Annotated in this window: 17 protein-coding genes; 5 read left to right on the top strand and 12 right to left on the bottom strand. The window is 70.9% G+C overall.

Annotated elements, in window-relative coordinates:
• Positions 1-27 precede the first annotated feature (27 nt).
• The 6 genes from Q9S36_RS01305 to lepA form a co-directional block, all read right to left on the bottom strand.
• Positions 28-765, bottom strand: a complete 738-nt coding sequence (locus Q9S36_RS01305; protein ID WP_253034726.1) for a 16S rRNA (uracil(1498)-N(3))-methyltransferase — start codon at positions 763-765, stop codon at positions 28-30.
• Between the two features lie 2 nt (positions 766-767).
• A complete protein-coding gene (gene dnaJ, locus Q9S36_RS01300) occupies positions 768-1,883 on the bottom strand; it encodes a molecular chaperone DnaJ (RefSeq protein WP_311283646.1) in 1,116 nt (371 codons plus the stop codon).
• Between the two features lie 31 nt (positions 1,884-1,914).
• Positions 1,915-2,949, bottom strand: coding sequence for a heat-inducible transcriptional repressor HrcA (gene hrcA / locus Q9S36_RS01295; RefSeq protein WP_253034724.1), 1,035 nt, complete (start codon positions 2,947-2,949; stop codon positions 1,915-1,917).
• A gap of 70 nt (positions 2,950-3,019) precedes the next feature.
• Positions 3,020-4,237 (bottom strand): radical SAM family heme chaperone HemW, encoded by a 1,218-nt coding sequence (gene hemW, locus Q9S36_RS01290; RefSeq protein WP_311283645.1) that lies wholly within the window; start codon positions 4,235-4,237, stop codon positions 3,020-3,022.
• Complete coding sequence (locus tag Q9S36_RS01285; RefSeq protein ID WP_064002190.1) at positions 4,237-4,887, bottom strand: DUF1990 family protein; 651 nt, start codon at positions 4,885-4,887, stop codon at positions 4,237-4,239. The genes hemW and Q9S36_RS01285 overlap by 1 nt, the downstream gene beginning before the upstream one ends.
• A 9-nt stretch (positions 4,888-4,896) precedes the next feature.
• A complete protein-coding gene (gene lepA, locus Q9S36_RS01280) occupies positions 4,897-6,747 on the bottom strand; it encodes a translation elongation factor 4 (protein WP_311283644.1) in 1,851 nt (616 codons plus the stop codon).
• A 212-nt stretch (positions 6,748-6,959) separates the two neighbouring features.
• On the opposite strand from lepA, the gene Q9S36_RS01275 reads away from it, so the two are divergent.
• From Q9S36_RS01275 to rpsT, 3 genes are all read left to right on the top strand, one after another.
• Entirely contained in the window at positions 6,960-11,696 is a 4,737-nt protein-coding gene (locus tag Q9S36_RS01275; RefSeq protein ID WP_311283643.1) for an ExeM/NucH family extracellular endonuclease, read from the top strand.
• Positions 11,697-11,779: 83 nt separating this feature from the next.
• Positions 11,780-12,514, top strand: coding sequence for an alpha/beta fold hydrolase (locus tag Q9S36_RS01270; protein ID WP_217531472.1), 735 nt, complete (start codon positions 11,780-11,782; stop codon positions 12,512-12,514).
• 128 nt (positions 12,515-12,642) lie between these two features.
• A complete protein-coding gene (rpsT, locus tag Q9S36_RS01265; RefSeq protein WP_064002194.1) occupies positions 12,643-12,903 on the top strand; it encodes a 30S ribosomal protein S20 in 261 nt (86 codons plus the stop codon).
• A gap of 63 nt (positions 12,904-12,966) precedes the next feature.
• Here the strand turns inward: rpsT and holA are convergent, their stop codons facing one another.
• The 6 genes from holA to Q9S36_RS01235 form a co-directional block, all read right to left on the bottom strand.
• Positions 12,967-14,001 carry a DNA polymerase III subunit delta gene (gene holA, locus Q9S36_RS01260; RefSeq protein ID WP_217531473.1) on the bottom strand — a complete coding sequence of 345 codons (1,035 nt, stop codon included), beginning with the start codon at positions 13,999-14,001 and terminating at the stop codon, positions 12,967-12,969.
• 41 nt (positions 14,002-14,042) lie between these two features.
• Entirely contained in the window at positions 14,043-16,337 is a 2,295-nt protein-coding gene (locus Q9S36_RS01255) for a ComEC/Rec2 family competence protein (RefSeq protein ID WP_311283642.1), read from the bottom strand.
• On the bottom strand, positions 16,334-16,924 hold the full coding sequence (locus Q9S36_RS01250; RefSeq protein WP_311283641.1) for a ComEA family DNA-binding protein: 591 nt from the start codon (positions 16,922-16,924) through the stop codon (positions 16,334-16,336). Before Q9S36_RS01250 ends, Q9S36_RS01255 begins: the two co-directional genes overlap by 4 nt.
• A 284-nt stretch (positions 16,925-17,208) precedes the next feature.
• Positions 17,209-17,811, bottom strand: a complete 603-nt coding sequence (locus tag Q9S36_RS01245) for a hypothetical protein (RefSeq protein ID WP_311283640.1) — start codon at positions 17,809-17,811, stop codon at positions 17,209-17,211.
• Positions 17,812-18,008: 197 nt separating this feature from the next.
• Positions 18,009-20,588: a leucine--tRNA ligase gene (gene leuS, locus Q9S36_RS01240; RefSeq protein WP_311283639.1), complete on the bottom strand. Its 2,580-nt coding sequence runs from the start codon at positions 20,586-20,588 to the stop codon at positions 18,009-18,011.
• Between the two features lie 68 nt (positions 20,589-20,656).
• Positions 20,657-21,940: an anthranilate synthase component I family protein gene (locus Q9S36_RS01235; protein ID WP_311283638.1), complete on the bottom strand. Its 1,284-nt coding sequence runs from the start codon at positions 21,938-21,940 to the stop codon at positions 20,657-20,659.
• A 33-nt stretch (positions 21,941-21,973) separates the two neighbouring features.
• On the opposite strand from Q9S36_RS01235, the gene Q9S36_RS01230 reads away from it, so the two are divergent.
• Together Q9S36_RS01230 and Q9S36_RS01225 are read left to right on the top strand one after the other, a co-directional pair.
• Entirely contained in the window at positions 21,974-22,651 is a 678-nt protein-coding gene (locus Q9S36_RS01230) for a DedA family protein (RefSeq protein WP_311283637.1), read from the top strand.
• Between the two features lie 4 nt (positions 22,652-22,655).
• A complete protein-coding gene (locus Q9S36_RS01225) occupies positions 22,656-23,702 on the top strand; it encodes an App1 family protein (protein WP_253034713.1) in 1,047 nt (348 codons plus the stop codon).
• The last annotated feature ends 1 nt before the right edge of the window (position 23,703 follow it).

Raw genomic sequence — 23,703 nt, 5'->3', positions numbered from 1 at the left:
CGGCTCCCGGCGTCGGCCGGTGCCGACTCACCAGCGGCCGAGCGCCCGGTTGACCAGCGCGAGCGCTGCGGGACCGGCGGTCGAGGTGCGCAGAACCGTGTCGCCGAGCCGCACGAGGGTCGCGCCGGCGGCCTGCAACGCGTCGAGCTCGTCGGGCGAGATCCCGCCCTCGGGACCGACGACGAGCAGCACGTCACGGGTGTCGGCGGCGTCGAGGTCGACCGCGGAGAGCGCAGCGGATGCCGTGGGTTCGAGCACCAGCATCCGTGCCGACTCGGCCTGCGAGACGAGTTGCCGCGTCGTCACCGGGTCGGCCACCTCGGGCAGCCAGGCACGGTGGGCCTGCTTGGCCGCCTCGCGGGCGATCGACTCCCAGCGTGCGACGCCCTTGGCGACCTTCGCGCCGTCCCACCGCGAGACGGACCGGGCTGCCTGCCACGGGAGGATCGCATCGACGCCGAGTTCGGTCGCGGCCTGCACCGCGAGCTCGTCGCGATCACCCTTCGCGAGCGCCTGCACGAGCACCGTGCGCGGCGACGGCGCCGGGTGCTCCCGCCGCTCGACGACCTCGACGACGACCTCCTTCGGTGCGACCGAGGCGACGGTTCCCGTGAGCCAGAGTCCGCGGCCGTCGCCGACGGTCACCCCCTCCCCGACCCGGATGCGGCGCACGGCGGCCGCGTGGTGCGCCTCGGCGCCTGTCAGCCGGACGACGTCGCCCGGGCCGGCGGCACCGGCATCCTCGATCAGGAAGTGCAGGGCCACGGTCAGCGCTTGAACTTGCCGCGGAGCTTGGAGAACAGACCCGGGTGGAACTCGGCGAGGTGCGGCGGCGCGGGGCGCGTGCGCTTGGCGAGCTCCTGGACGAGGGCCCGCGACTTGGGGTCGAGGTGCGACGGGGTGACCACCTGCACGGCGACGCGGAGGTCGCCGCGCTGCTCGCCGCGGAGCGGGGTGATGCCGCGCCCGCGGATGGTCAGCTCGTCGCCCGCCTGGACACCCTGGCGGATCTCGAGGTCGACGGGGCCGTCGAGCGAGTCGATCGTGACGCTCGTGCCGAGGATCGCGTCGATCATCGACACCTCGAGAGTCGCGAGCAGATCGTCGCCGTCACGGCTGAAGACGTCGTGCGACGCGACCGTCACCTCGAGGTACAGGTCGCCGTTGGGCCCGCCCGCGGGGCCGACCTCGCCCGATCCGGGCAGCTGGAGGCGCAGTCCCGTCTCGACGCCGGCGGGGATGTCGATCGACACGGTGCGACGCGCGCGGACGCGGCCCTGACCCTGACACGTGGAACACGGGTAGGGGATGGTCGTGCCGTAGCCCTGGCAGGTCGTGCAGGGCTGCGACGTGACGACGTTGCCGAGCAGGCTCCGCACGGTCCGCTGGATCTGCCCCGAGCCGTGGCAGATGTCGCAGGTCACCGGCTGGGTGCCGGGCTGGCAGCACGAGCCCTGGCAGGTCTCGCACAGCACCGCCGTGTCGACCTCGATGTCGCGGTGCACGCCGAAGACGACGTCGCCGAGGGTCAGGTCGACGCGCACGAGGGCGTCCTGGCCCCGCTCGCGACGCGAGCGCGGGCGTCCGGCACGCGTGCCCCCGCCGCCTCCGCCGAAGAACGTCTCGAAGATGTCGCTGAAGCCGCCGAACCCGGCCCCGGCGCCGCCGAACGCCCCGGAATCGCCACCGAGGTCGTACCGCTGGCGCTGGTCGGGGTCGCTCAGCACGTCGTACGCGTGCGTCACGAGCTTGAAGCGCTCCGCCGCATCCTCTCCCGGGTTCACATCGGGGTGGAGCTGTCGCGCCAGTCGGCGGTACGCCTTCTTGATCTCCTCGGGGCTCGCGTCGCGCGCGACACCCAGGACCTCGTAGTGGTCAGCCACAATCACCTCTCCGGCCCGGAGGCCGATTCGTTCAGCGCGACTTCTCGTCTTCTTCGAGCAGACGCGTCAGATAGTGCGCGACGGCACGGACCGCCGCGAGATTGGTGGGGTAGTCCATGCGGGTCGGGCCCAGCACGCCCACGCGCGCCTGCGAGCCGCCGGCGTCGTAGTCCCCCGCGACGACGGATGCCTCGGCGAGCCCGAACGGCTCGTTCTCGCGGCCGATGCTGGTCGCCAGACCACGGTCGTCCGCGACCATCTCGCCCATGAGGCGCAGGAGCGTCACCTGCTCCTCGATCGCCTCGAGCAGCGGGTAGATGCTGCCGCGGAAGTCGGCCTCCCGACGTGCGAGGGTCGCCGACCCGGCCATGACCATGCGGTCCGAGCGGAACTCGTCCAGTTCCTCGCCGATCGCGCGCAGGACGATCCGCCGGTTCTCCTCGCGGGGGGCCGGAGCCTCCTCCTCGAGGATACGGGCGATCGCCGCGGCACCGTCGCGGACGCTCTTGCCCGTCAGCAGCGCGGCCATCGCCAGCTTGAGCTGCTCGGCCTCCTCGGCGGACGGCTCGGTCGCGAGGAACGCGACCCGCTGCGAGACCCGGCCGGTGTCGGTCACGACGATGATGACGATGCGGGTGCCGCCGAGGTGGACGACCTCGACGTGCGAGACGTTCGCCCGGGCGAACGACGGGTACTGCACGATCGCGACCTGTCCGGTGAGGCGGGTGAGCGTGCGGACCGTGCGGACGAGCAGGTCGTCGAGGTCGCCGGTGTCCTCCAGGAACGCGCCGATCGCGGAGCGCTGCGCGGAGGTCAGCGGACGGACCTCGGCGAGATGGTCGACGAAGACCCGGTACCCCTTGTCGGTGGGCACACGGCCCGACGACGTGTGCGGCGCGATGATGAGTTCCTCGTCCTCGAGGAGGGCCATGTCGTTGCGGATCGTGGCGGCGGACACACCGAACTGGTGGCGGTCGACGATCGCCTTGCTGCCGACGGGTTCCCGCGTGTCCACGTAGTCCTGGACGATCGCGCGCAACACCTGAAGACCGCGTTCCGAGACCATCATCCCTCCTCCGCTGGCACTCTCGATCTTGGAGTGCCAATTCTACCGCGCGCGGAGCGTTCTGCTCGGATCACTCGGTGAGCGCCCGCACGACGGCGTCGGCGAGAAGCCGCCCGCGGCGGGTCAGCACGATCGTGCCGTGGACCGCCGCCGCGCCGTCGACGAGCTCGTCGGCGATGAGGGATGCCACGTTCCGCCGCCCGATGGCCGTCGCCTCGTCGACGGCCACTCCATCGACGATGCGCGAGCGCAGCAGGATGTCCTCGAGGCGGCGCGCCTCGGCATCCGGTCGCTCCCGTCCCGCGGCCGGGGACTGGCCGACGGCGAGACGCTGGGCGTACGCGGCCGGGTGCTTCACGTTCCACCACCGGAGTCCGCCGATGTGACTGTGGGCGCCCGGGCCGTACCCCCACCAGTCCTGGCCGCGCCAGTACGACAGGTTGTGGCGCGACCGCTGCGCGCCGTTCGTCGCCCAGTTCGAGACCTCGTACCACCCGTATCCCGCCGCGGCGAGCAGTTCGTCGGCCAGCTCGTACATGTCGGCCTGCAGATCGTCATCGGGAGCGGGCACCTCGCCGCGGCGGATCTGCCGCTCGAGTTTCGTGCCGTCCTCAACGATGAGCGCGTAGGCCGAGACGTGATCGGGTGCGAGGGCCGTCGCCGTCTCGAGCGAGGTTCGCCAGTCCTCCAGCGACTCCCCCGGAGCGCCGTAGATGAGGTCGAGGCTGACCGCCAGCCCCGCGTTCCGTGCCGCGGCGACGGCCGTCGCGATGTTCGCAGGGTCGTGGGTGCGGTCGAGGGCGGCGAGGACGTGCGGGACAGCCGACTGCATGCCGATCGACAGGCGTGTCACACCGGCGGCCGCGAGGGTCTCGGCCACGGCGTCCGTCATCGTGTCGGGGTTCGCCTCGACCGTCACCTCGGCACCGTCCGCCAGACCGAAGGCCTCCCGGACGCCGTCGAGCATGCGCGCCAGGTCGCCGGGCGGCAGGAGCGTCGGGGTGCCGCCGCCGAAGAACACCGTCTGCGCGGGGCGGAGCGGTCCGCGTTCGGCCAGCACGCGCCGGGAGATCGCGATCTCGCGCAGGACCTCGTCGGCGTACGCGTCCTGTCGGGCGCCGCGCAGTTCGGTCGCCGTGTAGGTGTTGAAGTCGCAGTAGCCGCAGCGGACGCGGCAGAACGGGACGTGCAGGTAGACGCCGAAGTCGACGTCGTCCGACACGCGCACGTCGGCGGGCAGTGCGCCGTCGAGAGGAGCGGGATCGCCGAGGGGAAGGGCCGAGCCCATCAGGAGCCGGTGGCGTACATCGGCGACATCGCCTGCAGGTACCCCTGGAACAGGGCGCGACGCCGACGCTTCACCAGCGGACGCCAGAGGCGGTAGAGCACGCCGGTCGGCTTGTCGAAGGCACGGACCGTGAACCAGACCTCGTCGTCGTCGCGCCATTCGAGCAGGAAGGACTCCTCGCCGCTGACGACGGATCCGCCGACGGTGCCGAGCGAGAACCCGACCCGACGCGGCTCGTCGACGACCGAGATGACCCGGAGTTCGGCATCGGCCCGCATCCCGCCGACGCGCCCCCGAAGGTGCACGGTCGTCCCGGCGCTCGCGAACGGCACGCCGTCGGCGTCGAAGCGCTGCTCGTCGTCGAGACGACTGGGCTGGACGGCGTTGCCGTCGGCGTCGAAGCCGACACCGGAGTACATCGGACCGGATGCCGGGCGCACATCGGTCACCTGGAGACCCGCCCCGCGCTGCGCTCCCCATCCGAGGAGCGACTCGGTCGAGGTGACGAACCGGCTCTCACCGCTGCCGAGACGCCAGGACGCCTCCGCCGGGGTCGTGCCCTTCGGCGGATAGCCCATGAGATCGGGGGCCTGCGTGGCCCCGACGGCGGCGTAGTCGACGGTCCCTGCCTGGAAACTCCCGCGGCGCATCGTGCCAGCCTACTTCTTGTCCTTGCCCTCGACGTCTCCCGAGAGCGCGGCGATGAACGCCTCCTGGGGGACCTCGACGCGGCCGACCATCTTCATGCGCTTCTTGCCCTCCTTCTGCTTCTCCAGCAGCTTGCGCTTACGGGTGATGTCACCGCCGTAGCACTTCGCGAGGACGTCCTTGCGGATCGCGCGGATGTTCTCGCGGGCGATGATGCGGGCGCCGATCGCGGCCTGGATGGGGACCTCGAACTGCTGACGCGGGATGAGCTTGCGCAGCCGCTCGGTCATCATCGTCCCGTAGGCGTAGGCCTTCTCGCGGTGGACGATCGAGCTGAACGCGTCGACCTTCTCACCCTGCAGCAGGATGTCGACCTTGACGAGGTCGGCGGTCTGCGAACCGGCCGGCTCGTAGTCGAGGCTCGCGTAGCCCTGCGTCTTGGACTTCAGGTGGTCGAAGAAGTCGAAGACGATCTCGCCGAGGGGCATGTTGTAGCGCAGCTCGACGCGGTCCTCGCTGAGGTAGTCCATGCCGAGCAAGGTGCCGCGGCGGGACTGGCAGAGCTCCATGACGGTGCCGACGTAGTCCTTCGGCAGGAGGATGCCGACCTTCACGACCGGCTCGGAGACCTCGGCGACGCGGCCGTCGGGGTACTCGGACGGGTTCGTCACCGTCACGGTCTCGCCGGTGTCGGTCATCACCTCGTACGTCACGGACGGCGCGGTCGTGATGAGGTCGAGTCCGAACTCGCGCGCGAGGCGCTCGGTGATGATCTCGAGGTGCAGCAGACCGAGGAAGCCGCAGCGGAACCCGAACCCGAGGGCGACCGAGGTCTCCGGCTCGTACTGCAGCGAGGCATCCGACAGTTTCAGCTTGTCGAGCGCCTCGCGGAGCTCGGCGTAGTCGCTGCCGTCGATCGGGTAGATGCCCGAGAAGACCATGGGCTTCGGGTCGGTGTACCCCGCGAGCGCCTCGGATGCGGGCTTGCGGTGGTTGGTGATCGTGTCGCCGACCTTGGACTGGCGGACGTCCTTCACACCGGTGATGAGGTAGCCCACCTCGCCGACGCCGAGACCCTTGGTGGGCACGGGCTCGGGGCTCGACACCCCGATCTCGAGGAGGTCGTGGGCCGCCTTCGACGACATCATCTGGATCCGCTCGCGCGGCTCGAGCTTGCCGTCGACCATCCGCACGTACGTCACGACGCCACGGTAGGCGTCGTAGACCGAGTCGAAGATCATGGCCCGGGCGGGGGCGTCGGCATCCCCGACGGGTGCGGGGATGCGCTCGACGATGCGGTCGAGGAGGGCCTCGACCCCCATGCCGGTCTTGCCGCTCACCTTGAGCACGTCGGCCGGGTCGCCGCCGATGAGGTTCGCGAGCTCGGCGGAGTACTTCTCCGGGTCCGCCGCGGGCAGGTCGATCTTGTTGAGGACCGGGATGATCTCGAGGTCGTTCTCGAGGGCGAGGTAGAGGTTGGCGAGGGTCTGCGCCTCGATGCCCTGGGCCGCGTCGACGAGGAGGATCGCGCCCTCGCAGGCCGCGAGCGACCGGCTGACCTCGTAGGTGAAGTCGACGTGGCCGGGCGTGTCGATCATGTTGAGGGCGAACGTGCCGTCGGCGGTGGCCCACGGCATCCGAACGGCCTGGCTCTTGATGGTGATGCCGCGCTCGCGCTCGATGTCCATCCGGTCGAGGTACTGCGCGCGCATGTCGCGGTCGGCGACCACGCCGGTGATCTGCAGCATGCGGTCGGCCAGGGTGGACTTGCCGTGGTCGATGTGGGCGATGATGCAGAAGTTGCGGAGCTGCGCGGGCGGCGTGGCCGCGGGCTGCAGGGGCTGAAGGGCGCGGGGTGACATGACCAGCCGAGTCTACCGGCGCGGGGCCGGGCGCCAGCCCCGACGATCGGGCACCATAACCCGCCACGGCGGCGACACGCCAGTGGCCCGCCGCATGAGAAAGAGTTAACCGATCTGACACTTGCGGGGCCGCGAGACCGACCGAATGCTCAATGTGGCGGTCGGTTCCTGCGCGATAAGCCCCGCGCCCGTGCCGCTTCGGGAGATCCCACGTGTCGAACCCACCCGTTCCTGCGCACGCGTCACCGTCCGCCTTCCGTCGCACCAGCGCTCTGCTGACCGTCACCGCCGTGACGGCCGCGGGTCTTGCCCTCGTGCCGAGCGCGGCGAACGCCGCCGTGTCGGCCGACGCGCCCGTCGTCATCTCGGAGGTGTACGGCGGCGGCGGCAACAGCGGCGCGGCCTTCAACCGCGACTTCGTCGAGCTCGCCAACACGGGCGACGAGACGGTCGACCTCAGCGGGTTCAGCGTGCAGTATGCCTCTGCGACCGGCGCCACCTGGCAGGTGACGAAGCTCGGCGATGTCGACCTCCCCGCCGGCGAGAACCTGCTCATCGGTCAGGCCTTCGGGAGCAACGCGTCGCTCCCCGCCTTCGAGGCGGACGTCGACGGCTCGATCGCGATGAGCGGCAGCGGCGCCAAGGTCGCCCTCGTGTCCACCGAGGCGGCACTGACCGGCAGCACCGGGATCGCCGATCTGGACCAGGTCGTCGACCTGGTCGGCTGGGGCAGCACCGCCTCGGCCTTCGCTGGCTCCGCGCCGGCGCCCGGGACCTCGAACGCGACGAGCGTCTCCCGCGACGAGGACGCCTCGAACACCGCGGACAACGCGGCGGACTTCGCCGCCGGCGCCCCCACGCCCACCGGGCTCGGCGCGGACGTCGACCCCGAGCCGGAGCCCGAACCCGACCCCGAGCCGCAGGTCGCCACGATCGCCGAGATCCAGGGCGAGACGGATGCCTCCCCCCTTGCGGGCCGCACCGTCACCACGACCGGCGTGGTCACCGCGCACTATCCCACCGGCGGCTACAACGGCTACGTCATCCAGACCCCCGGTACGGGCGGTGCACTGGATCTCGAGACGCACACCGCGTCGGACGCCGTCTTCGTCTACGCCCCGGGCGCCGTCCGAGAGGTCGCGCTCGGCGACACGGTCACGGTCACCGGTGTCGTGTCGGAGTTCGACGGGCTCACCGAGATCACCGTGGAGCCGGGCGACGCCGACGTCATTGACGACGCCGCGGCGCCCACGCCCGCGAGGATCGGCTGGCCGACGACGGCGGCGCAGCGCGAGTCGCTCGAGTCGATGCTCGTCGCCCCGGAAGGCGCGTTCACCGTCAGTGACACCTACAGCACGAACCGCTTCGGCGAGGTGGGTCTGGCCGCGGGCGACACCCCCCTGCGACAGCCCACCGACGCCGCCCGCCCGGGCAGTGACGCCGCGGCCGCGGTGGCCGCCGACAACGCCGCGCGCGGTGTGCGTCTCGACGACGGCGCCGGGATCGACTACACGTCGGGCGCCAACCGCGCGCTGACCCCGGCGTACGTCTCGCTCACCGAGCCCGTCACCGTGGGTGCCGGGGTGTCCTTCACCGCGCCGTTGATCGTCGATTACCGCAACGGCACGTGGAAGCTGAACCCGACCGAGCCGCTCGTCGGCGACGGCACGGGAGCCGACGAGGTCGTCTTCGAGAACGTCCGCACCGACGCGCCGGAGGACGTCGGCGGGGACCTGTCGATCGCGTCGTTCAACGTCCTCAACTACTTCACGACCCTCGGCACGGACTCGGCGAGCTGCGAGGCCTACCCCGACCGGTTCGGCGACGGCGTCACCGTCCGTGACGGATGCGCCCAGCGCGGCGCGTGGGACGCCGCCGACCTGGAGCGTCAGCAGACCAAGCTCGTCGAGGCCATCACCTCGGTGGATGCCGCCGTGATCGGTCTCATGGAGATCGAGAACTCGGCCGCTCTCGGCGAGGAGAAGGATGAGGCGACCGCCACGCTCGTCGACGCGCTGAACGCGGAGGCGGGTGCCGACACCTGGGCCTTCGTTCCTTCGTCGGCGGATCTCCCCCCGGCATCCGAGCAGGACGTGATCACCAACGCGATCATCTACCAGCCCGCCCTCGTCTCCCCCGTGGGCGCCGCGCGCGCCCTCGGTGACCAGAGCGCCGACGGCGAAGCGTTCGGCAACGCGCGCGAGCCGATCGCGCAGGTGTTCGAGCCCGCCGCGGGAGGCGACCCGTTCCTGTTCGTCGTCAACCACTTCAAGTCCAAGGGCTCCGCGGGTCCGTGGCCCGGCGACGCCGACACGGGCGACGGTCAGGGATCCTCGAACGAGTCGCGGGTCCGTCAGGCGACCGCACTGCGCGACTGGGTCGCGGAGATCCAGGGCGACGTGGATGCGGTGGCCCTCGCCGGCGACTTCAACTCGTACAGCCAGGAGGACCCGCTGCAGGTGCTCTACGAGGCCGGGTACGCGGATGCCGAGCAGGCGTTCGACCTCGACTCGTCGTCGTACAGCTTCTCGGGGCTCGCGGGCTCGCTCGACCACGTCCTGCTGAACGAGGCGGCGCTCGCCCGCTCCACCGGAGCGGACATCTGGAACATCAACTCCGGAGAGTCGATCGCCCTCGAGTACAGCCGCTTCCGCACCCACGGCACCGAGTTCTACTCGGCCGACCCGTTCCGTTCGAGCGACCACGATCCGGTCATCGTCGGAATGAACGCGGATGCCGCCCCCGTGCAGCTGACCCTTCTCGGGATCAACGACTTCCACGGACGCATCGACAGCAACACCGTCGCGTTCGCGGGGACCGTCGAAGAGCTGCGGAAGGCCGCAACCGGCCCCACCCTGTTCCTGTCTGCCGGCGACAACATCGGCGCCTCGCTGTTCGCGTCGTCCGTGGCGCAGGACGAGCCCACGATCGACGTCCTGAACGCCCTGGGCCTGCAGGCGAGCGCGGTCGGCAACCACGAGTTCGACCGCGGTTTCGCCGACCTGTCGGGTCGGGTGTCGGACGCGTTCGACGCGCCGCAACTGGGCGCGAACGTCTACGAGAAGGGCACGACGACGCCCGCGCTCGACGAGTACGCGCTGCTGGAGGCCGACGGACTGACGGTCGGCGTCATCGGCGCCGTCACGGAGGAGACCCCGACGCTCGTCACGCCGACCGGCATCGAGTCGGTGGACTTCGGCGACCCGGTCGAAGCGGTCAACCGCGTCGCCGCGCAGCTGACCGACGGCGACGCCTCCAACGGCGAGGCGGACGTCATCGTCGCGCTCTACCACGAGGGTGCCGGAGCCGGCACGCCGGACGGCGCGACCCTCGAGGAGGAGGTCGCCGCGGGCGGCGCGTTCGGGGCGATCATCGAGGACACCTCCCCCGAGGTCGACGCGATCTTCACCGGTCACACGCACAAGGAGTACGCGTGGTCGGCACCGATCCCCGGCACGGACCGCACGCGTCCCGTCGTGCAGACCGGCTCGTACGGCGCCAAGATCGGTGAGATCACGCTGACGGTGGATGCCGCCACGGGCGAGGTCTCGGCGCACACCGAGCGCAACGTCGCACGGACGACGACCCCTGCCGCCGACCTCGTCGCCGCCTACCCGCGGGTCGCGGAGGTCGACCGCATCACGAAGGCCGCGCTAGCGAACGCCGCCGCGATCGGCAACACCGAGGTCGGTCAGGTCTCGGGCGACATCACGACCGCCTACAGCGGCGGATCGTACGTCGACGGTGTCTACACCGGCGGATCGCGCGACAACCGGGCGGCGGAGTCGACGCTCGGCAACACGGTCGCCAACATGCTGCGCGACAGCCTTGCGGACCTGCCGAACGGCGCCGTCATCGGCGTGACGAACCCGGGCGGTCTGCGCGCCGATCTGTTCGACACGCAGGCCGAGTTCGGGGCCGGTGCGGTCGCGGGTCTCGAGGACGGATCGATCTCGTTCAGCCAGGCGAACGCGGTGCTGCCGTTCAACAACACGCTCGCGCTGGTCACCCTCACGGGTGAGGAGTTCACGACGATGCTCGAGCAGCAGTGGCAGCGGAATGCCGCGGGCAACGTCCCCCAGCGCCCCTACCTGCAGCTGGGACTCTCGGACAACGTCTCGTACACCTACGACCCGGCGTTGCCGGAGGGTGAGCGCATCACGTCCGTGACGGTCGACGGGGCTCCGATCGATCCCGAAGGGACCTACCGCATCGGCACGTTCTCGTTCCTCGCGGCCGGCGGCGACAACTTCCGCGCCTTCACGGAGGGCGAGGACTACGTCGACACGGGTCTGCTCGACTACGAAGCGTGGGTCGACTACCTCGCCGAGGGCTCGCCCGTCGCCCCCTCGTTCGCGAAGCACGGCGTGCAGGTCTCGGGCGTGCCCGAGACGGTCGCGGCGGGCGAGACCGTGTCGTTCCAGGTGGCCGGGCTCGACCTGACCAGCAAGGGCGCTCCCGCCAACGTCGAGGTCTCGGTGAGCCTGGGCGAGCAGGTGCTCGGCACGGCGCCGGTGTCGGAGGGCGCGGCATCCGTCAGCGTCACCCTGCCCGCCGGAACGCCCGCCGGCGCCGCGCAGCTGACCGTGACCGCCGCCCCCAGCGGCACGGTCGTGCAGGTGCCCGTCACCGTCGAGGAGGCGGCTGAGCCCGCCGCGGCGACGAAGACGCGTCTGGTGGCCGTCACGCCGGTCCACATCAACCGGTTCCTGCCCACGACGCTCGTCGCGATCGTCACGCAGGAGGGCGGCCGCGCCGAGGGCGTCGTCGAGTTCCGCGAGGGCGACACCGTGATCGCGACGGCGGAGGTCCGCCGCGGCACCGCGTCGACGACGCTCGGCCGGCTGTCCCGCGGGACGCACACCTACACGGCGACCTTCGTCCCCGACGACCCGACCGTCGCCGAGGGATCGGAGAGCACGCCGGTGAAGGTCCGCGTCCTCTTCTGACCGGACGGACCGGAACGGGGGCGGATCCATGGATCCGCCCCCGTTTTCGCGTCGAAGGGTCTCCGGATTCGTAGGCTGAGGGGATGACGCCTCAGGTGGTGTTCGTGCACGGCATCCGGACTTCCGCGACGATGTGGCGCGCGCAGGTGGAGCATCTCGCCGCGGCGGGTGTCGGCGCGATCGCCGTCGACCTGCCGGGGCACGGTCGCCGGATGAGCGAGACGTTCACGCTGGACGGCGCGTTCGAGACGATCGACACCGCGGTGAGGGATGCCGCGGCCCGCGGCCCCGTGCTGTTGGTCGCGCACTCGATGGGTGGGCTCGTGGCGATCGAGTACATGGGCCGTGAGGAGCCCCCGCCCGTGGATGCGTTCATCGCCGCCGGCTGCACGTCGATCCCCCGCGGCGCCGGCCTCGCGATCTATCGGGCACTGGCGCGGGGGTTCGATCGCCTGCCCCGACGCGGTCAGCCGCTCGCCGACCTCGTGCTCGACCGGACGCTCCCACCTGAGACGCGGGCGGACTTCGGCGCCGGCGGCTACGCGTACGACACGCAGGACATCGCTCTGCGCAGCCTGTCGGTCCTCGATCTCGTGGTCGCGTTGCAGCGGATCTCGGTCCCGATGTGGTTCGTGAACGGGCAGTGGGACCAGCTGCGGCTCAACGAGCGCCTGTTCACGAAGCTCAAGCCCGAGGCGGAGCTCATCGTCGTGCCCCGGACATCCCATCTCGTCACCGCGATGCGGCCCCGTGTGTTCAACGCGATCGTGGACCTGGCGCTGGCGACGATGGCGCGGGACCGGCCGACTTCGGGATGAGGCGCGCACCTGATAGAATCGGTTTTTGGCTTGCGTGTGGGTTCCTCCCTCACACGACCGCTGCGTGACAGCCCTCTTCTGTCGCCGGCACTTCCAACCGATAACTCCGAACGAAAGATACGTCGAACGTGGCGAACATCAAGTCGCAGATCAAGCGCAACAAGACCAACGAGAAGGCCCGCGAGCGCAACAAGGCCGTGAAGAGCGAGCTGCGGACCGTCGTCCGTCAGACCCGTGAGGCCATCTCGGCCGGCGACAAGGCCGCTGCCGAGAAGGCGCTGCTCAAGGCCACCAAGAAGCTCGACAAGGCCGTCAGCAAGGGCGTCATCCACGAGAACCAGGCGGCCAACCGCAAGTCCTCGATCGCCAAGCAGGTCGCCGCTCTCTGAGCCGCAACTCTTCCGAAGGCCCGTCCCCCTGGGGGCGGGCCTTCGTCGTTCCCGGGCGTGGTCTCAGGCGCCGTAGGGCGCGCGCGTCGCGACGACGGTGACGAGCCGCTCGACCGCGAAGACGGCGTCGCGCGAGGCGCCCTTCACCTCGGCATCCGCTCGCGCGGCCGCCTGGATGGCGATGCCGAGCGACGATTCCGTCCAGCCGGCGAGGTCGCGGCGGGCCCGGTCGACCTGCCAGTCCTTCATTCCGATGCGCGCGGCGAGGGCGCCGGACGGTTCGCGGGAGCCGGCCACGCGCGCCATGGTGCGCAGCTTCGACGCGATGGCGGCGACCATCGGGACCGGATCGGCGCCCGAGGCGAGAGCGTGCCGGAGGGTGATGAGGGCGTCGCCGTAGCGACCCGCGATGGCTGTGTCTGCAACGGCGAACGCGGTGGTCTCGACGCGACCACCGTAGTAGCGGGTGACGACCTGCTCGGTGATGTCGCCCTCGACGTCCGAGATGAGCTGCTGGCAGGCGGCCGCGAGCTCGGTGAGATCGTCCGAGAACGCAGAGACGAGGGCACGGAGGGCGGGCGGGGCGATGCGTCGTTTCGCGGCCTGGAACTCGCCCGCGGCGAAGTCGAAGCGGTCGGAGTCGCGTTTGACGGCGGGGCAGGCGATCTCGACACCGCCGCCGACGCCCGCGCGGATCGTGTCGAGAAGCTTCTTGCCGCGGACGCTCGCGCCGGTATGGCGGAGGACGATCGTCGCGCCGTCCTGCGGCGCCTCGAGGTAGCGGATCGCCTCGGCGAGGAAGGCGTCGGAGCACTTCTCGACCCCCGACACCCGGACGAGCCGCGGCTCGCCGAACAGCGACGGCGACGAAACGGCCAGCAGCGTGCCGGGCGCGTAGTCGTCGGCGCGGACGTCGGTGACCTCGAGACTCGGATCCTCGGCGCGCAGGTAATCGCGGATGCCGGCGGTCGCCCGCTCGGCGCAGACCTCTTCGGGACCGGAGACGAGCACGACCGGTGCCGGCTGCGGCGCCCGCCAGGAGATCTGCGGGATCGCCGACTTCGTCGTCTTCGCGGCGGGACGACGGGGGCTCGGCATGGTGTCCAGCCTACCGAGGGCGGCGGACGGTGACGGGAGCGTCAGCCCTCGCGCGAGCGCCAGAGGCGCAGGCCGGCGTCGTCGCGCCAGACGACGAGGTCGCCGGAGATGTCGGTGCGCGCGACGGTCGCCTGTTCCTCGTGCAGGAGATCGAGGATCTCGTCCCGGGGATGGCCGTATGTGTTCTCGCCCACGGTAACGAGGGCGACGCGAGCGTCGAGATCGCGGTACAGGCCGGCGTCCTGGTCGGCGCTGCCGTGGTGGGCGACCTTGACGACGGAATAGCGGCGATCGACGGCGCCCGTCGCCGCGAGGGAGCGCTGCGGCTGAGCCGACAGGTCGCCGAGGAAGATCGCGTCGGGGACGCGGCATCCGGTCACGTCGATGATGACGCTCGCGTCGTTCCCGGCGGGATAGACCGGATCGCGCGGCTTCGGCCACAGCGCGCGCCAGTGGCACTCCCCCAGCGCTCCGCTCTGGCCGGCCGACACCTCCTGCGTCCGGGCGCCGCGCGCGGCGAAGCGCGCGAGCAGGTCCGCGGCCTCCGCATCGGGGACCGGACCGTGCAGGACGAGGTCGGCGCGCCCGAGCACTGCGCCGGCGCCGCCGCGGTGGTCCATGTCGAAGTGGGTCAACACGAGGATGTCGACGCGGTCGATCGCGAAGCGGTCGAGGCATCCGGCCAACGCCGCAGGCTCGGGGCCCGTGTCGATGAGCATGACGGAAGCGGCGTCGCGCACGAGGACCGCGTCACCCTGCCCGACCTCGCACGCCGCGATCGTCCACTCGTCCGGCACGCGTGTGCGGTCGAACAGTGTGCGCACGGGGCCGGCGGCCACGACCGCGAGGACGACGGCGGCGAGAGTCCACGCCGCCACGCGCCGCAGACGGGGATGCCGCGCCGCGATCACCGCCCCGATCGCTGTTCCCGTCCCGGCGAGTGCGAGGAGCCCCGGCATCCCCTCGAGCCAGGGCAGGGATGCCCCGGGCAGGCGTGCGGCGAGGTCCGCCGTCCCTGCGATCCAGGCCGCGGGCAGCCAGGCGATCGCCGCGAGCCCCTGTGCGAGGACCGGAACGGGCAACGCGAGGCAGGCGAGCAGGCCGAGCACCGTGGCCGCGGGCGCGGCGGGACCCGCCAGGAGGTTCGCGAGCACCCCGACGAGGGGAACCGTCGGCTCGATGAGCACGAGCAGCGGCCCGCAGGCCAGCTGCACGGCGAGCGGCACCGACAGCGCGAGTGCGGCGGGCGACGGCATCCACCTCGACAGTCCGTCGGCAAGCGGTCCCGCGAACAGCAGCAAGGATCCGGTCGCGACGGCCGAGAGGGCGAACCCGAGGGATGCCGCGAGCCACGGATCGAGCACGAGGAGCAGGCACACCGACGCCGACAGCACTGAGACACCCGCGCCGATCCGCCCGAGCAGCAGGCCGAGCATCGCGATCGCGGCCATCGCGCCCGCTCGGACGACACTCGGCTCCGGCGAGACGAGGACGACGAACGCGACGAGCGTCACGAGCCCGGCTGCGACGCGGATGCCGCGCCGCGCCCCGCAGAGCGCTGCGATACCGAACGCGATCCCGACCACGAGCGCGCAATTCGCTCCGGAGACCGCGGTCAGGTGGGACAGCGACGATGCCTTCATCTGCTGGTCGAGCTCGTCGCTCACGGCCGAGGTGTCGCCGACGGCGAGTCCGGGGACGAGGCCGGCGCCGGGATCGGGCAGCCCGTCGACGGCCGACACGAGACCGGTGCGCAACGTCGCGGCCACGCCGAACGGGCCCGAGGGAGGCCGGTCGACGACGAGGGCGGATGCCTCGACGACGAGCACCGCACGGTCGCCGGGGTCCGCCCGGAACGCCGTGCCCGTGACCGTCGCGCGAGCGCCCAAGTCGAGACCCGGTGCACGCTCGGGCGCGCGGACGACGACGGGGGCCGACACGGCCCGGTCGTCATCGCCGACGGTCGCGGACCGCGTGATCGCATCGAAGCGGTACCCCGCGGCGGAGCGCTCCACCTTGCCGACGACGTCGACCTCGAACGTGACGCTGCGGCCCCCGTCGACCTCGAGACGGGCCAGCGCGTCCCGCGCCGGCTGCGCGAGCGCGACGTGGGATGCCGCGGCCGCCGCCACGGCGACGGAGACCGCGACGAGCGCGAGCACGGTGGGCCTGCGCCGCAGCGCCACACCGAGAAGCACGACGGCGATGACCCACAGGACGACCGCCGACACGCCCGCGTGCTCCGGGAACGTGATCGCCGCCCCCGCACCCGCCCACGCCGTGCCGGCGACCGGGAGCAGACGCAGGTCGCGGCGTCGCGCCGTCCGGACACTCACACCGTGACCAGGTCGCGGAGCGAGGCGAGCATCTTCTCGCCGATGCCGGGGACCGCGAGCAGATCGTCCACGCTTGTGAAGCGGCCGTTGTCCTCGCGCCAGTCGAGGATCCGCTGCGCGATCGCGGGACCCACGCGCGGCAGGGTGTCGAGGGCCGCGAGGTCCGCGGTGTTGAGGTTCACGCGACCGTCGCCCTCGGGCGCCGTCGCACCCGCGGCATCCGATCCCTGCTCCCCCGCGGCGGGAACCACGAGCTGTTCGCCGTCGCTGACGGGTCGCGCCAAGTTGACGCCTTCGCGGGATGCCGCATCGGTGAATCCCCCGGCGGCGGCGACCGCATCCACGACACGCGCGCCCTCGTCGAGCCGGTACAACCCGGGCTCGGCGACCTCACCCGACACGTGCACGTAAACGGTCGCGGGGGCCACGGTCTCGGACACGGCATCCGGCACCGTCTCGACCGCAGCCTCCGCCCCGGTCCGGACGATGCCGATCGCGATCGTGACCGCCGCGACCACGACGACGAGGGCGACGGCGGCACCGATCCCCAGCCGGCGACGCGACACCGGCACCGTCTGCGCACCCATGCGTCGAGGATCGCCCGCGGCCACGCGCGCGATCATCCGCCGCCCGTCAGCCGTGGACGGCTACCACGGTTCCCGTGTCGTGGAGGAATCGTCGCAGTGCGGCGCCCCGAGTGCGGCCCCGCAGCGACCGAACGGAGATGGGCATCATCCGCCGACCGCTGAGAGGCAACCGCAACCGTGGATTCGGAGATTGTCCCCGGAATCGGATGCCGCGCACGGATCTCCTCCGAATCCGCGAACAACGTCCGAATCTGCGGATCGCGCCTGTGAGACGCTGCCCAGAGTCAGCGGCGACGAAGCACCACGTCGAACCAACGACGCTTCCGGGGTGGTTCACCGACTCTGACGCCGTACCACTCCAACAACGACACATCATGCGACGACCACCGCTCCGAGCGGATCTCGTGAGAGACCGTTTCCCTCAACGCGGTGAGGCCGAGCCGATCAGCTGACTGCCAGGCCCTGCCCAGACTGGTCGCGCGCCCGGCGCCCGGCTGATCCCACTGACCGGCGAGGTACCCGGCGATGACGGCCTCAGCGTCGGGATGCGCTTCGATGGTCGGGAGGAGCGTCCTTCGCAGATCAGACGTCAACGTCTCCGAATTTGTGTACGGCTGGGAACGTCCGGCGACGTGGGAGAGCGACGACGTGGCCAGTATCTCTTCTTGCACACTGGCCGTCCGCGCGAGTGAAACGGCACGTAAGGCGACATCGAATTCGTCACCCGTCCCTCCCCGATCGACGCTCAGGAACAGCTCCCAGCGCACTCCCCCTTGAGTCTTCGACCAGTCGGCGCCGTCCCTCTCGAAGTGAGCAGACGTGAGATGCGTTGCCATCGCCTTCGAGATCTCGTACTTCGACGAGGTAGACCCGTTCTGGTGTTCCATATGGGCCAACCTAGCCTCGAGAGTTCGGCCCTGGCAGGCGCCGATAAAGGCGACCCTCGGTCCGCCGATCAGTCTCGACCGTGGATTCGGAGAACATCACCGGATTCGGATGCCTCGGGCCGGCCCACTCCGAATCCGCGAACGATATCCGAATCTGCGCATCGCGACGGCACCGCTCCAGCAGCCCGCGGACGGACTCACGCGACGGTGAAGCTGACGACCTTCGGCGCCCGGACGACGGCGCGCGTGATTTCCTTGTCGCCGATCGCGCGGCGGACCTTCTCGTCGGCGCGCGCGAGCTGCTCGAGCTCCTCGCCCGAGATCTTCGCCGGGACCGTGAGGGTGCCCCGCACCTTGCCGTTGACCTGGACGACCGCCGTGACGGACTCCTCGACGAGGAGCGTCGGGTCGGCCTGACGCCACGGCGCCACACCGACGAACGGCTCGTAGCCGAGGATCTCCCACATCTCCTCCGCGGTGTGCGGGGCGAACAGGTCCAGGACCATCGCCACGGCCTCTGCGGCCTCGCGCACCGCCGGGTCGGCCGCACCGGCGCCCGAGTCGATCGTCTTACGGGTCGCGTTGACGAGCTCCATGAGGCGCGCGACGACGACGTTGAACTTCGACTGCTCGACGAGGCCGACGACATCGGCCCACAGGCGATGCGTGACGCGGCGCAGAGCGGCATCGCCCTCGGCCCAGACGACATCCGTGGGGCTCGCGACGTCCGCGGCGATCCGCAGGGCGCGCGCGAGGAACTTCTGGGCACCCGTCGTCGAGACGTCCTCCCAGTTGATGTCGTCCTCCACGGGCCCGGCGAACGCGATCGCGACACGCACGGCATCCGCACCCGGGTCGTCCATGCTCGACGCGAACTCGACGAGGTTGCCCTTCGACTTCGACATCTTCGAGCCGTCGAGCAGCACCATGCCCTGGTTGATGAGGCTCGTGAAGGGCTCGGTGAAGTCGACGAGGCCCATGTCGAAGAGGACCTTCGTGATGAACCGGGCGTAGAGCAGGTGCAGGATCGCATGCTCGACGCCGCCGATGTACGAGTCGACCGGGGCCCACTTGGATGCCTCGGCCGTCGGGAACGGCTCCGTCGCCCCGTTCGGCGCCAGGAAGCGGAGGAAGTACCACGAGCTGTCGACGAACGTGTCCATCGTGTCCGCGTCGCGGAGCGCCGGCTCCCCCGTCTCGGGGTCGACCGTCGTCATCCACTCGGTCGCGCCGCCCAGCGGCGACGTGCCCTTCGGCTTCAGGTCGAGACCCTTCGCGTCGGGCAGCACGACCGGCAGCTGCTCGTCGGGGACGGGCACGATGCGGCCGTCCTCGGTGTGGATCATCGGAATGGGCGTACCCCAGAAGCGCTGGCGCGAGATCAGCCAGTCGCGCAGGCGGTAGGTCTTCGCGGCCCGACCGGTGCCCGCCGCGGTGAGCTCCTCGATCGCGCGCGCGATCGCGTTGCGCTTGGAGAGACCGTTGAGCGAACCCGAGTTGATGAGGCGCCCGTCGCCCGTCAGCGCGGTGCCGGTACAGGCGGGGTCGATCGACTCGAGGTCATCACCGATCGGCACACCGTCCTCGTCGACCTCGATGACCGGGATGGCGCCCGTGACCGGCGCCGTCGTGTCGACGACGACTTTCACCGGAAGGTCGAACGCGCGGGCGAAGTCCAGGTCGCGCTGGTCGTGAGCGGGCACGGCCATGACGGCGCCGTGGCCGTAGTCGGCGAGGACGTAGTCCGCCGCCCAGATCGGCAGACGTTCGCCGTTGATCGGGTTGATCGCGAAGCGGTCGAGGAAGACACCCGTCTTGGGACGGTCGGCGGTCTGCCGCTCGATCTCGCTCGTCTTCTGCACCGTGTCGAGGTAGTCGCGGAACCGCTGCTGCACCTCGGGCGAGGCGCCCTCGGCGAGCTCGGCAGCCAGGTCGGAGTCGGGGGCGACGACCATGAAGGTCGCGCCGTGCAGCGTGTCGGGACGAGTGGAGAAGACGGTGATCTTCTCGTCGCGCCCCTCGATCTCGAAGTCGATGTCCGCACCGACCGAACGGCCGATCCAGTTGCGCTGCATCTGCAGCACCTTGTGCGGCCAGAAGCCCTCGAGCTGATTCAGGTCATCGAGCAGACGGTCGGCGTACTCGGTGATCTTGAAGTACCACTGCGTCAGCTTCTTCTTGACGACCTCGTACCCGCACCGCTCGCAGTGACCGTCGACGACCTGCTCGTTGGCGAGCACGGTCTGGTCGTTGGGGCACCAGTTGACGGCACTCTGCTTGCGGTACGCGAGACCGCGCTCGAACAGGCGCTGGAACAGCCACTGGTTCCAGCGGTAGTACTCGGGGTCGCTCGTGTGAAGCACGCGGCTCCAGTCGTAGGACGACCCGAACGCGCGGAAGCTCGTCTTGTGCTGGGCGATGTTGTTGTACGTCCACTCTCGGGGATCCGAGCCCGCACCGCCCTTGATGGCCGCGTTCTCGGCGGGCAGGCCGAAGGAGTCCCAGCCGATCGGGTTCAGGACGTTGTAGCCGCGGTGGCGCCAGAACCGCGCGACCGCGTCGACGTAGGCGTAGTTCTCGGCGTGCCCCATGTGCAGGTCGCCCGAGGGGTAGGGGAACATGCCGAGCACGTACTTGCGCGGTCGGGTGTCCTCGTCGCCGCCCGCCTTGAAGGGGTCGGCCTCCGCCCACCGGGTCTGCCACTTGGTCTGGATGGCGCGGGAGTCGAAGCTCGTCTGCTCGGGAGTCGATGCGTCGTGGGAGGTGCTGGAGGACACGGTGAACCAATCGTGCAAAGTCGGGAGGGCGCGCGAAAGCGCCGTTTCAGCCTAGCGGACCGGGACTTTCACCAGCCCGGAGGCAGGTCCGCCCCCAAGGCGCGGAGCGGTGCCCGGGCCTTGATCCCCACCTCCGCGACCTCATCCGCGCCGACGGACCCCCAGGTGATCCCCCCTCCGGCGCCGACGTACGCGCCGTCCGGATGGACCACGATCGAGCGGATGACCATGGCGAGGTCCACCCCGCCGTCGTCGCCGATCCACCCGAAGCATCCCGAGAACACCCCGCGCGGCGCGGCCTCGAGCCGGTGCAGGATCTGCATGGCCGACAGCTTCGGCGCTCCCGTCATGCTCCCCGCCGGGAAGGCGGCATCCCACAGCTGGCCGACGGTCGTCCCGGGGCGCAGCCGACCCGCCACCGTGCTCACCAGTTGATGCACCGCCGGGTACGACTCCACCTCGAGCAGCCGTTCCGCCGCCACCGACCCGGGGACGCAGACCCGCTGCAGGTCGTTGCGCATCAGGTCGACGATCATCACGTTCTCGGCCTGCTCCTTGACGCTGGCGCGCAGATCCGCCGCGAGAGCCGCGTCGCGCTCCACCTCCGCGGATCGCGGGCGCGTTCCCTTGATGGGGCGGGTGCGGACGATCCCGTCGTCCACGGCGAGGAACTGCTCCGGCGACGCGCTCGCGAGCGCCCACCCGCCGCTGCGGATGAACCCGCCGTGGTGGGCGGGCGTCGCGGCGCGCAGCCGCAGGTAGGTCTGCACGGGATCGACGGATGCCGCCGTCTCGAACCGCGTCGTCAGGCACAGTTGATACGCGCGCCCCTCGCGGATCTCGTCCCGGCACTGTTCGATGAGTTCCCCGTACTCCCCCGGCTCGTGGCGCGCGGTGGCCTCGACCTGTGGAACAGGACCGACCGACGGCAGCGGCGACGCGGCGACCGATTCGACTTCGGAGACGAACCCGGCCAACCGATCGGCCGGGGCGAAGGCGAGGACACGACGCGAGGAGTGGTCGAACCCCAGCATCCGCTCGACGCGCAGCCAGAGTTCTTCCGGGCCCGGGTCGATCGCGGCCGGCGCACCCGCCCGGGCCGCCGCGGCGTCGTACCCGGCCCATCCGACCCAGCCGCCGCGGAACGGCCCCGCGGTACGGTCACCGCTGCCCGCGGCGATCACGTCGCGTGGAGAGGACGACGGGATGCCGCTGCCCACCCAGCTCCATCCGTCGGACGCCTCCGGGCCGGCGTCGAGCCAGAAGGCGTCGCCCGCGGCGAACAGCCCCGTGAACGCGACCGCAGGATCGACCCACCCCGCGAGGACGCGGTGCGGCAGGTCGCTCGACATCCCTTCAGGGTAGACGGCGGATAATCTGAGGTCGTGAACGAGATCCTCGACTGGTTGCTCGGCACCGTTCAGGCTGTCGACCCGGTCGTGCGGACGATCGTCGCCGGAGTCGCCATGATGCTCGAGACGAGCGTGCTGGTCGGCCTGATCGTCCCCGGCGACTCGATCGTGATCGTCGCCGGCACGGCGGTCGACACCTTCCCCGAGGGCGCGTGGCTCGTCGCGGCGGTTCTCATCGGAGCGTTGGCGGGCGAGAGCATCGGCTTCGCCCTGGGCCGCTGGCTGGGTCCCCGCATCCGCTTCTCCCGCGTCGGCCGGCTCATCGGTGAGCGCAACTGGGCGCGCGCCGAGCTCTACCTGCGGCGGCGGGGCGGGCCGGCGATCTTCCTGTCGCGGTTCCTGCCGGTCCTGCACTCCCTGGTACCGCTGACGGTCGGGATGAGCGGCTTCGCCTACCGGCGGTTCCTCGCCTGGACCGTGCCCGCGTGCGCCGTGTGGTCCGTCGCCTACGTGTCGGTGGCGGCGGCCGCCGCCGAGGGATACCGCGAGCTCTCCGACAACCTGCACTACGCGGGGTACCTGTTCGTCGGCGTGATCGCGGCGTTCCTCCTGCTGGTCTACGTCGCGAAGCGCGTCATCAGCGCGCGCGAGGCCCGTCACCTCGCCGAGGAGGAGCCCGCCGGGCTCGACGCCGACGACGTGAAAGACTGAAGCGATGGCTTCCCCCGCTTCGCCCCCGATGAAGGTGCTCTGGCTCGCGCGCTTGGAGTACAGGTTCCACGCGTGGCGCGAGAAACGCGCCCGCGCACGCGGGCGGACGGCGACCGTCGCCGCGTTCCCGGGGTACGGGAGCACCCAGTGGGTGCGGGTGCTCGGCAGGGTCCTCATCCCCCCGAAGGCCAAGAGGCGCGAACGCGGCGATTACGCGGGTGTGCGCGGATGGCGCAGCTTCGCGTCGGTCCCGGTCGCACACGCGACGGTCACCGTCACCGTGAACGGTGTACCGCACGAGGTCACCGCCGACCGCGGCGGCGTGATCGACGCCGTCCTGCCCGCCACGCTGCCGCCCGGGTGGCAAACGGTCACGATGCGGGTCGAAGAGGCCGAGCCCGTCGAGGCGCGCGTCTTCGTGGTCGGGGACGACATCCGGTTCGGCATCATCTCGGACGTGGACGACACCGTCATGGTGACCGCCCTCCCCCGCCCCTTCGTGGCGGCGTGGAACTCCTTCGTCCTCAACGAGCACGCCCGGCAGCCGGTGCCCGGCATGGCCGTGCTGCTGGAGCGGCTCGCCCGCGAGAACCCCGGATCGCCGGTCCTGTACCTGTCGACGGGAGCCTGGAACGTCGCGCCGACGCTCGTCCGGTTCCAGCGGCGGCACTTGTTCCCGATGGGCGCGATGCTCCTCACCGACTGGGGGCCGACGCACGACCGCTGGTTCCGCAGCGGCAAGCTGCACAAGCAGGAGAGCCTTCGCCGATTGGCCGACGAGTTCCCCGACATCGACTGGCTCCTCATCGGCGACGACGGGCAGCACGACGATGAGATCTATACGCAGTTCACGATCGAGCATCCCGAACAGGTCGCGGCGGTCGCGATCCGGCGGCTGACACCGGCGGAAGCGGTTCTCGCGGGTGGCCGCACGGCGGTCGACGACCACAGCGCCGCCGGGGTGCCGTGGGTGACCGGCGATGACGGGGCGGAACTGCTGGAACGGTTGACGGACGTCGACATCGTCCGCGATGTCCCCCCCTCCTCCTAGG

Source organism: Microbacterium sp. ARD31 (assembly GCF_031844425.1).
Note: the sequence above shows the minus strand (reverse complement) of the source record. Positions and strands in the feature narration are given on the sequence as shown.

What these genes read in the sequence shown, in the direction of transcription:
- hrcA (WP_253034724.1), bottom strand. Translation starts at nt 2,949, where the DNA reads ATGGTCTCGGAACGCGGTCTTCAGGTGTTGCGCGCGATCGTCCAGGAC.
- hemW (WP_311283645.1), bottom strand. Translation starts at nt 4,237, where the DNA reads ATGGGCTCGGCCCTTCCCCTCGGCGATCCCGCTCCTCTCGACGGCGCA.
- Q9S36_RS01285 (WP_064002190.1), bottom strand. Translation starts at nt 4,887, where the DNA reads ATGCGCCGCGGGAGTTTCCAGGCAGGGACCGTCGACTACGCCGCCGTC.
- lepA (WP_311283644.1), bottom strand. Translation starts at nt 6,747, where the DNA reads ATGTCACCCCGCGCCCTTCAGCCCCTGCAGCCCGCGGCCACGCCGCCC.
- Q9S36_RS01270 (WP_217531472.1), top strand. Translation starts at nt 11,780, where the DNA reads ATGACGCCTCAGGTGGTGTTCGTGCACGGCATCCGGACTTCCGCGACG.
- holA (WP_217531473.1), bottom strand. Translation starts at nt 14,001, where the DNA reads ATGCCGAGCCCCCGTCGTCCCGCCGCGAAGACGACGAAGTCGGCGATC.
- Q9S36_RS01250 (WP_311283641.1), bottom strand. Translation starts at nt 16,924, where the DNA reads ATGGGTGCGCAGACGGTGCCGGTGTCGCGTCGCCGGCTGGGGATCGGT.
- Q9S36_RS01245 (WP_311283640.1), bottom strand. Translation starts at nt 17,811, where the DNA reads ATGGAACACCAGAACGGGTCTACCTCGTCGAAGTACGAGATCTCGAAG.
- Q9S36_RS01235 (WP_311283638.1), bottom strand. Translation starts at nt 21,940, where the DNA reads ATGTCGAGCGACCTGCCGCACCGCGTCCTCGCGGGGTGGGTCGATCCT.
- Q9S36_RS01225 (WP_253034713.1), top strand. Translation starts at nt 22,656, where the DNA reads ATGGCTTCCCCCGCTTCGCCCCCGATGAAGGTGCTCTGGCTCGCGCGC.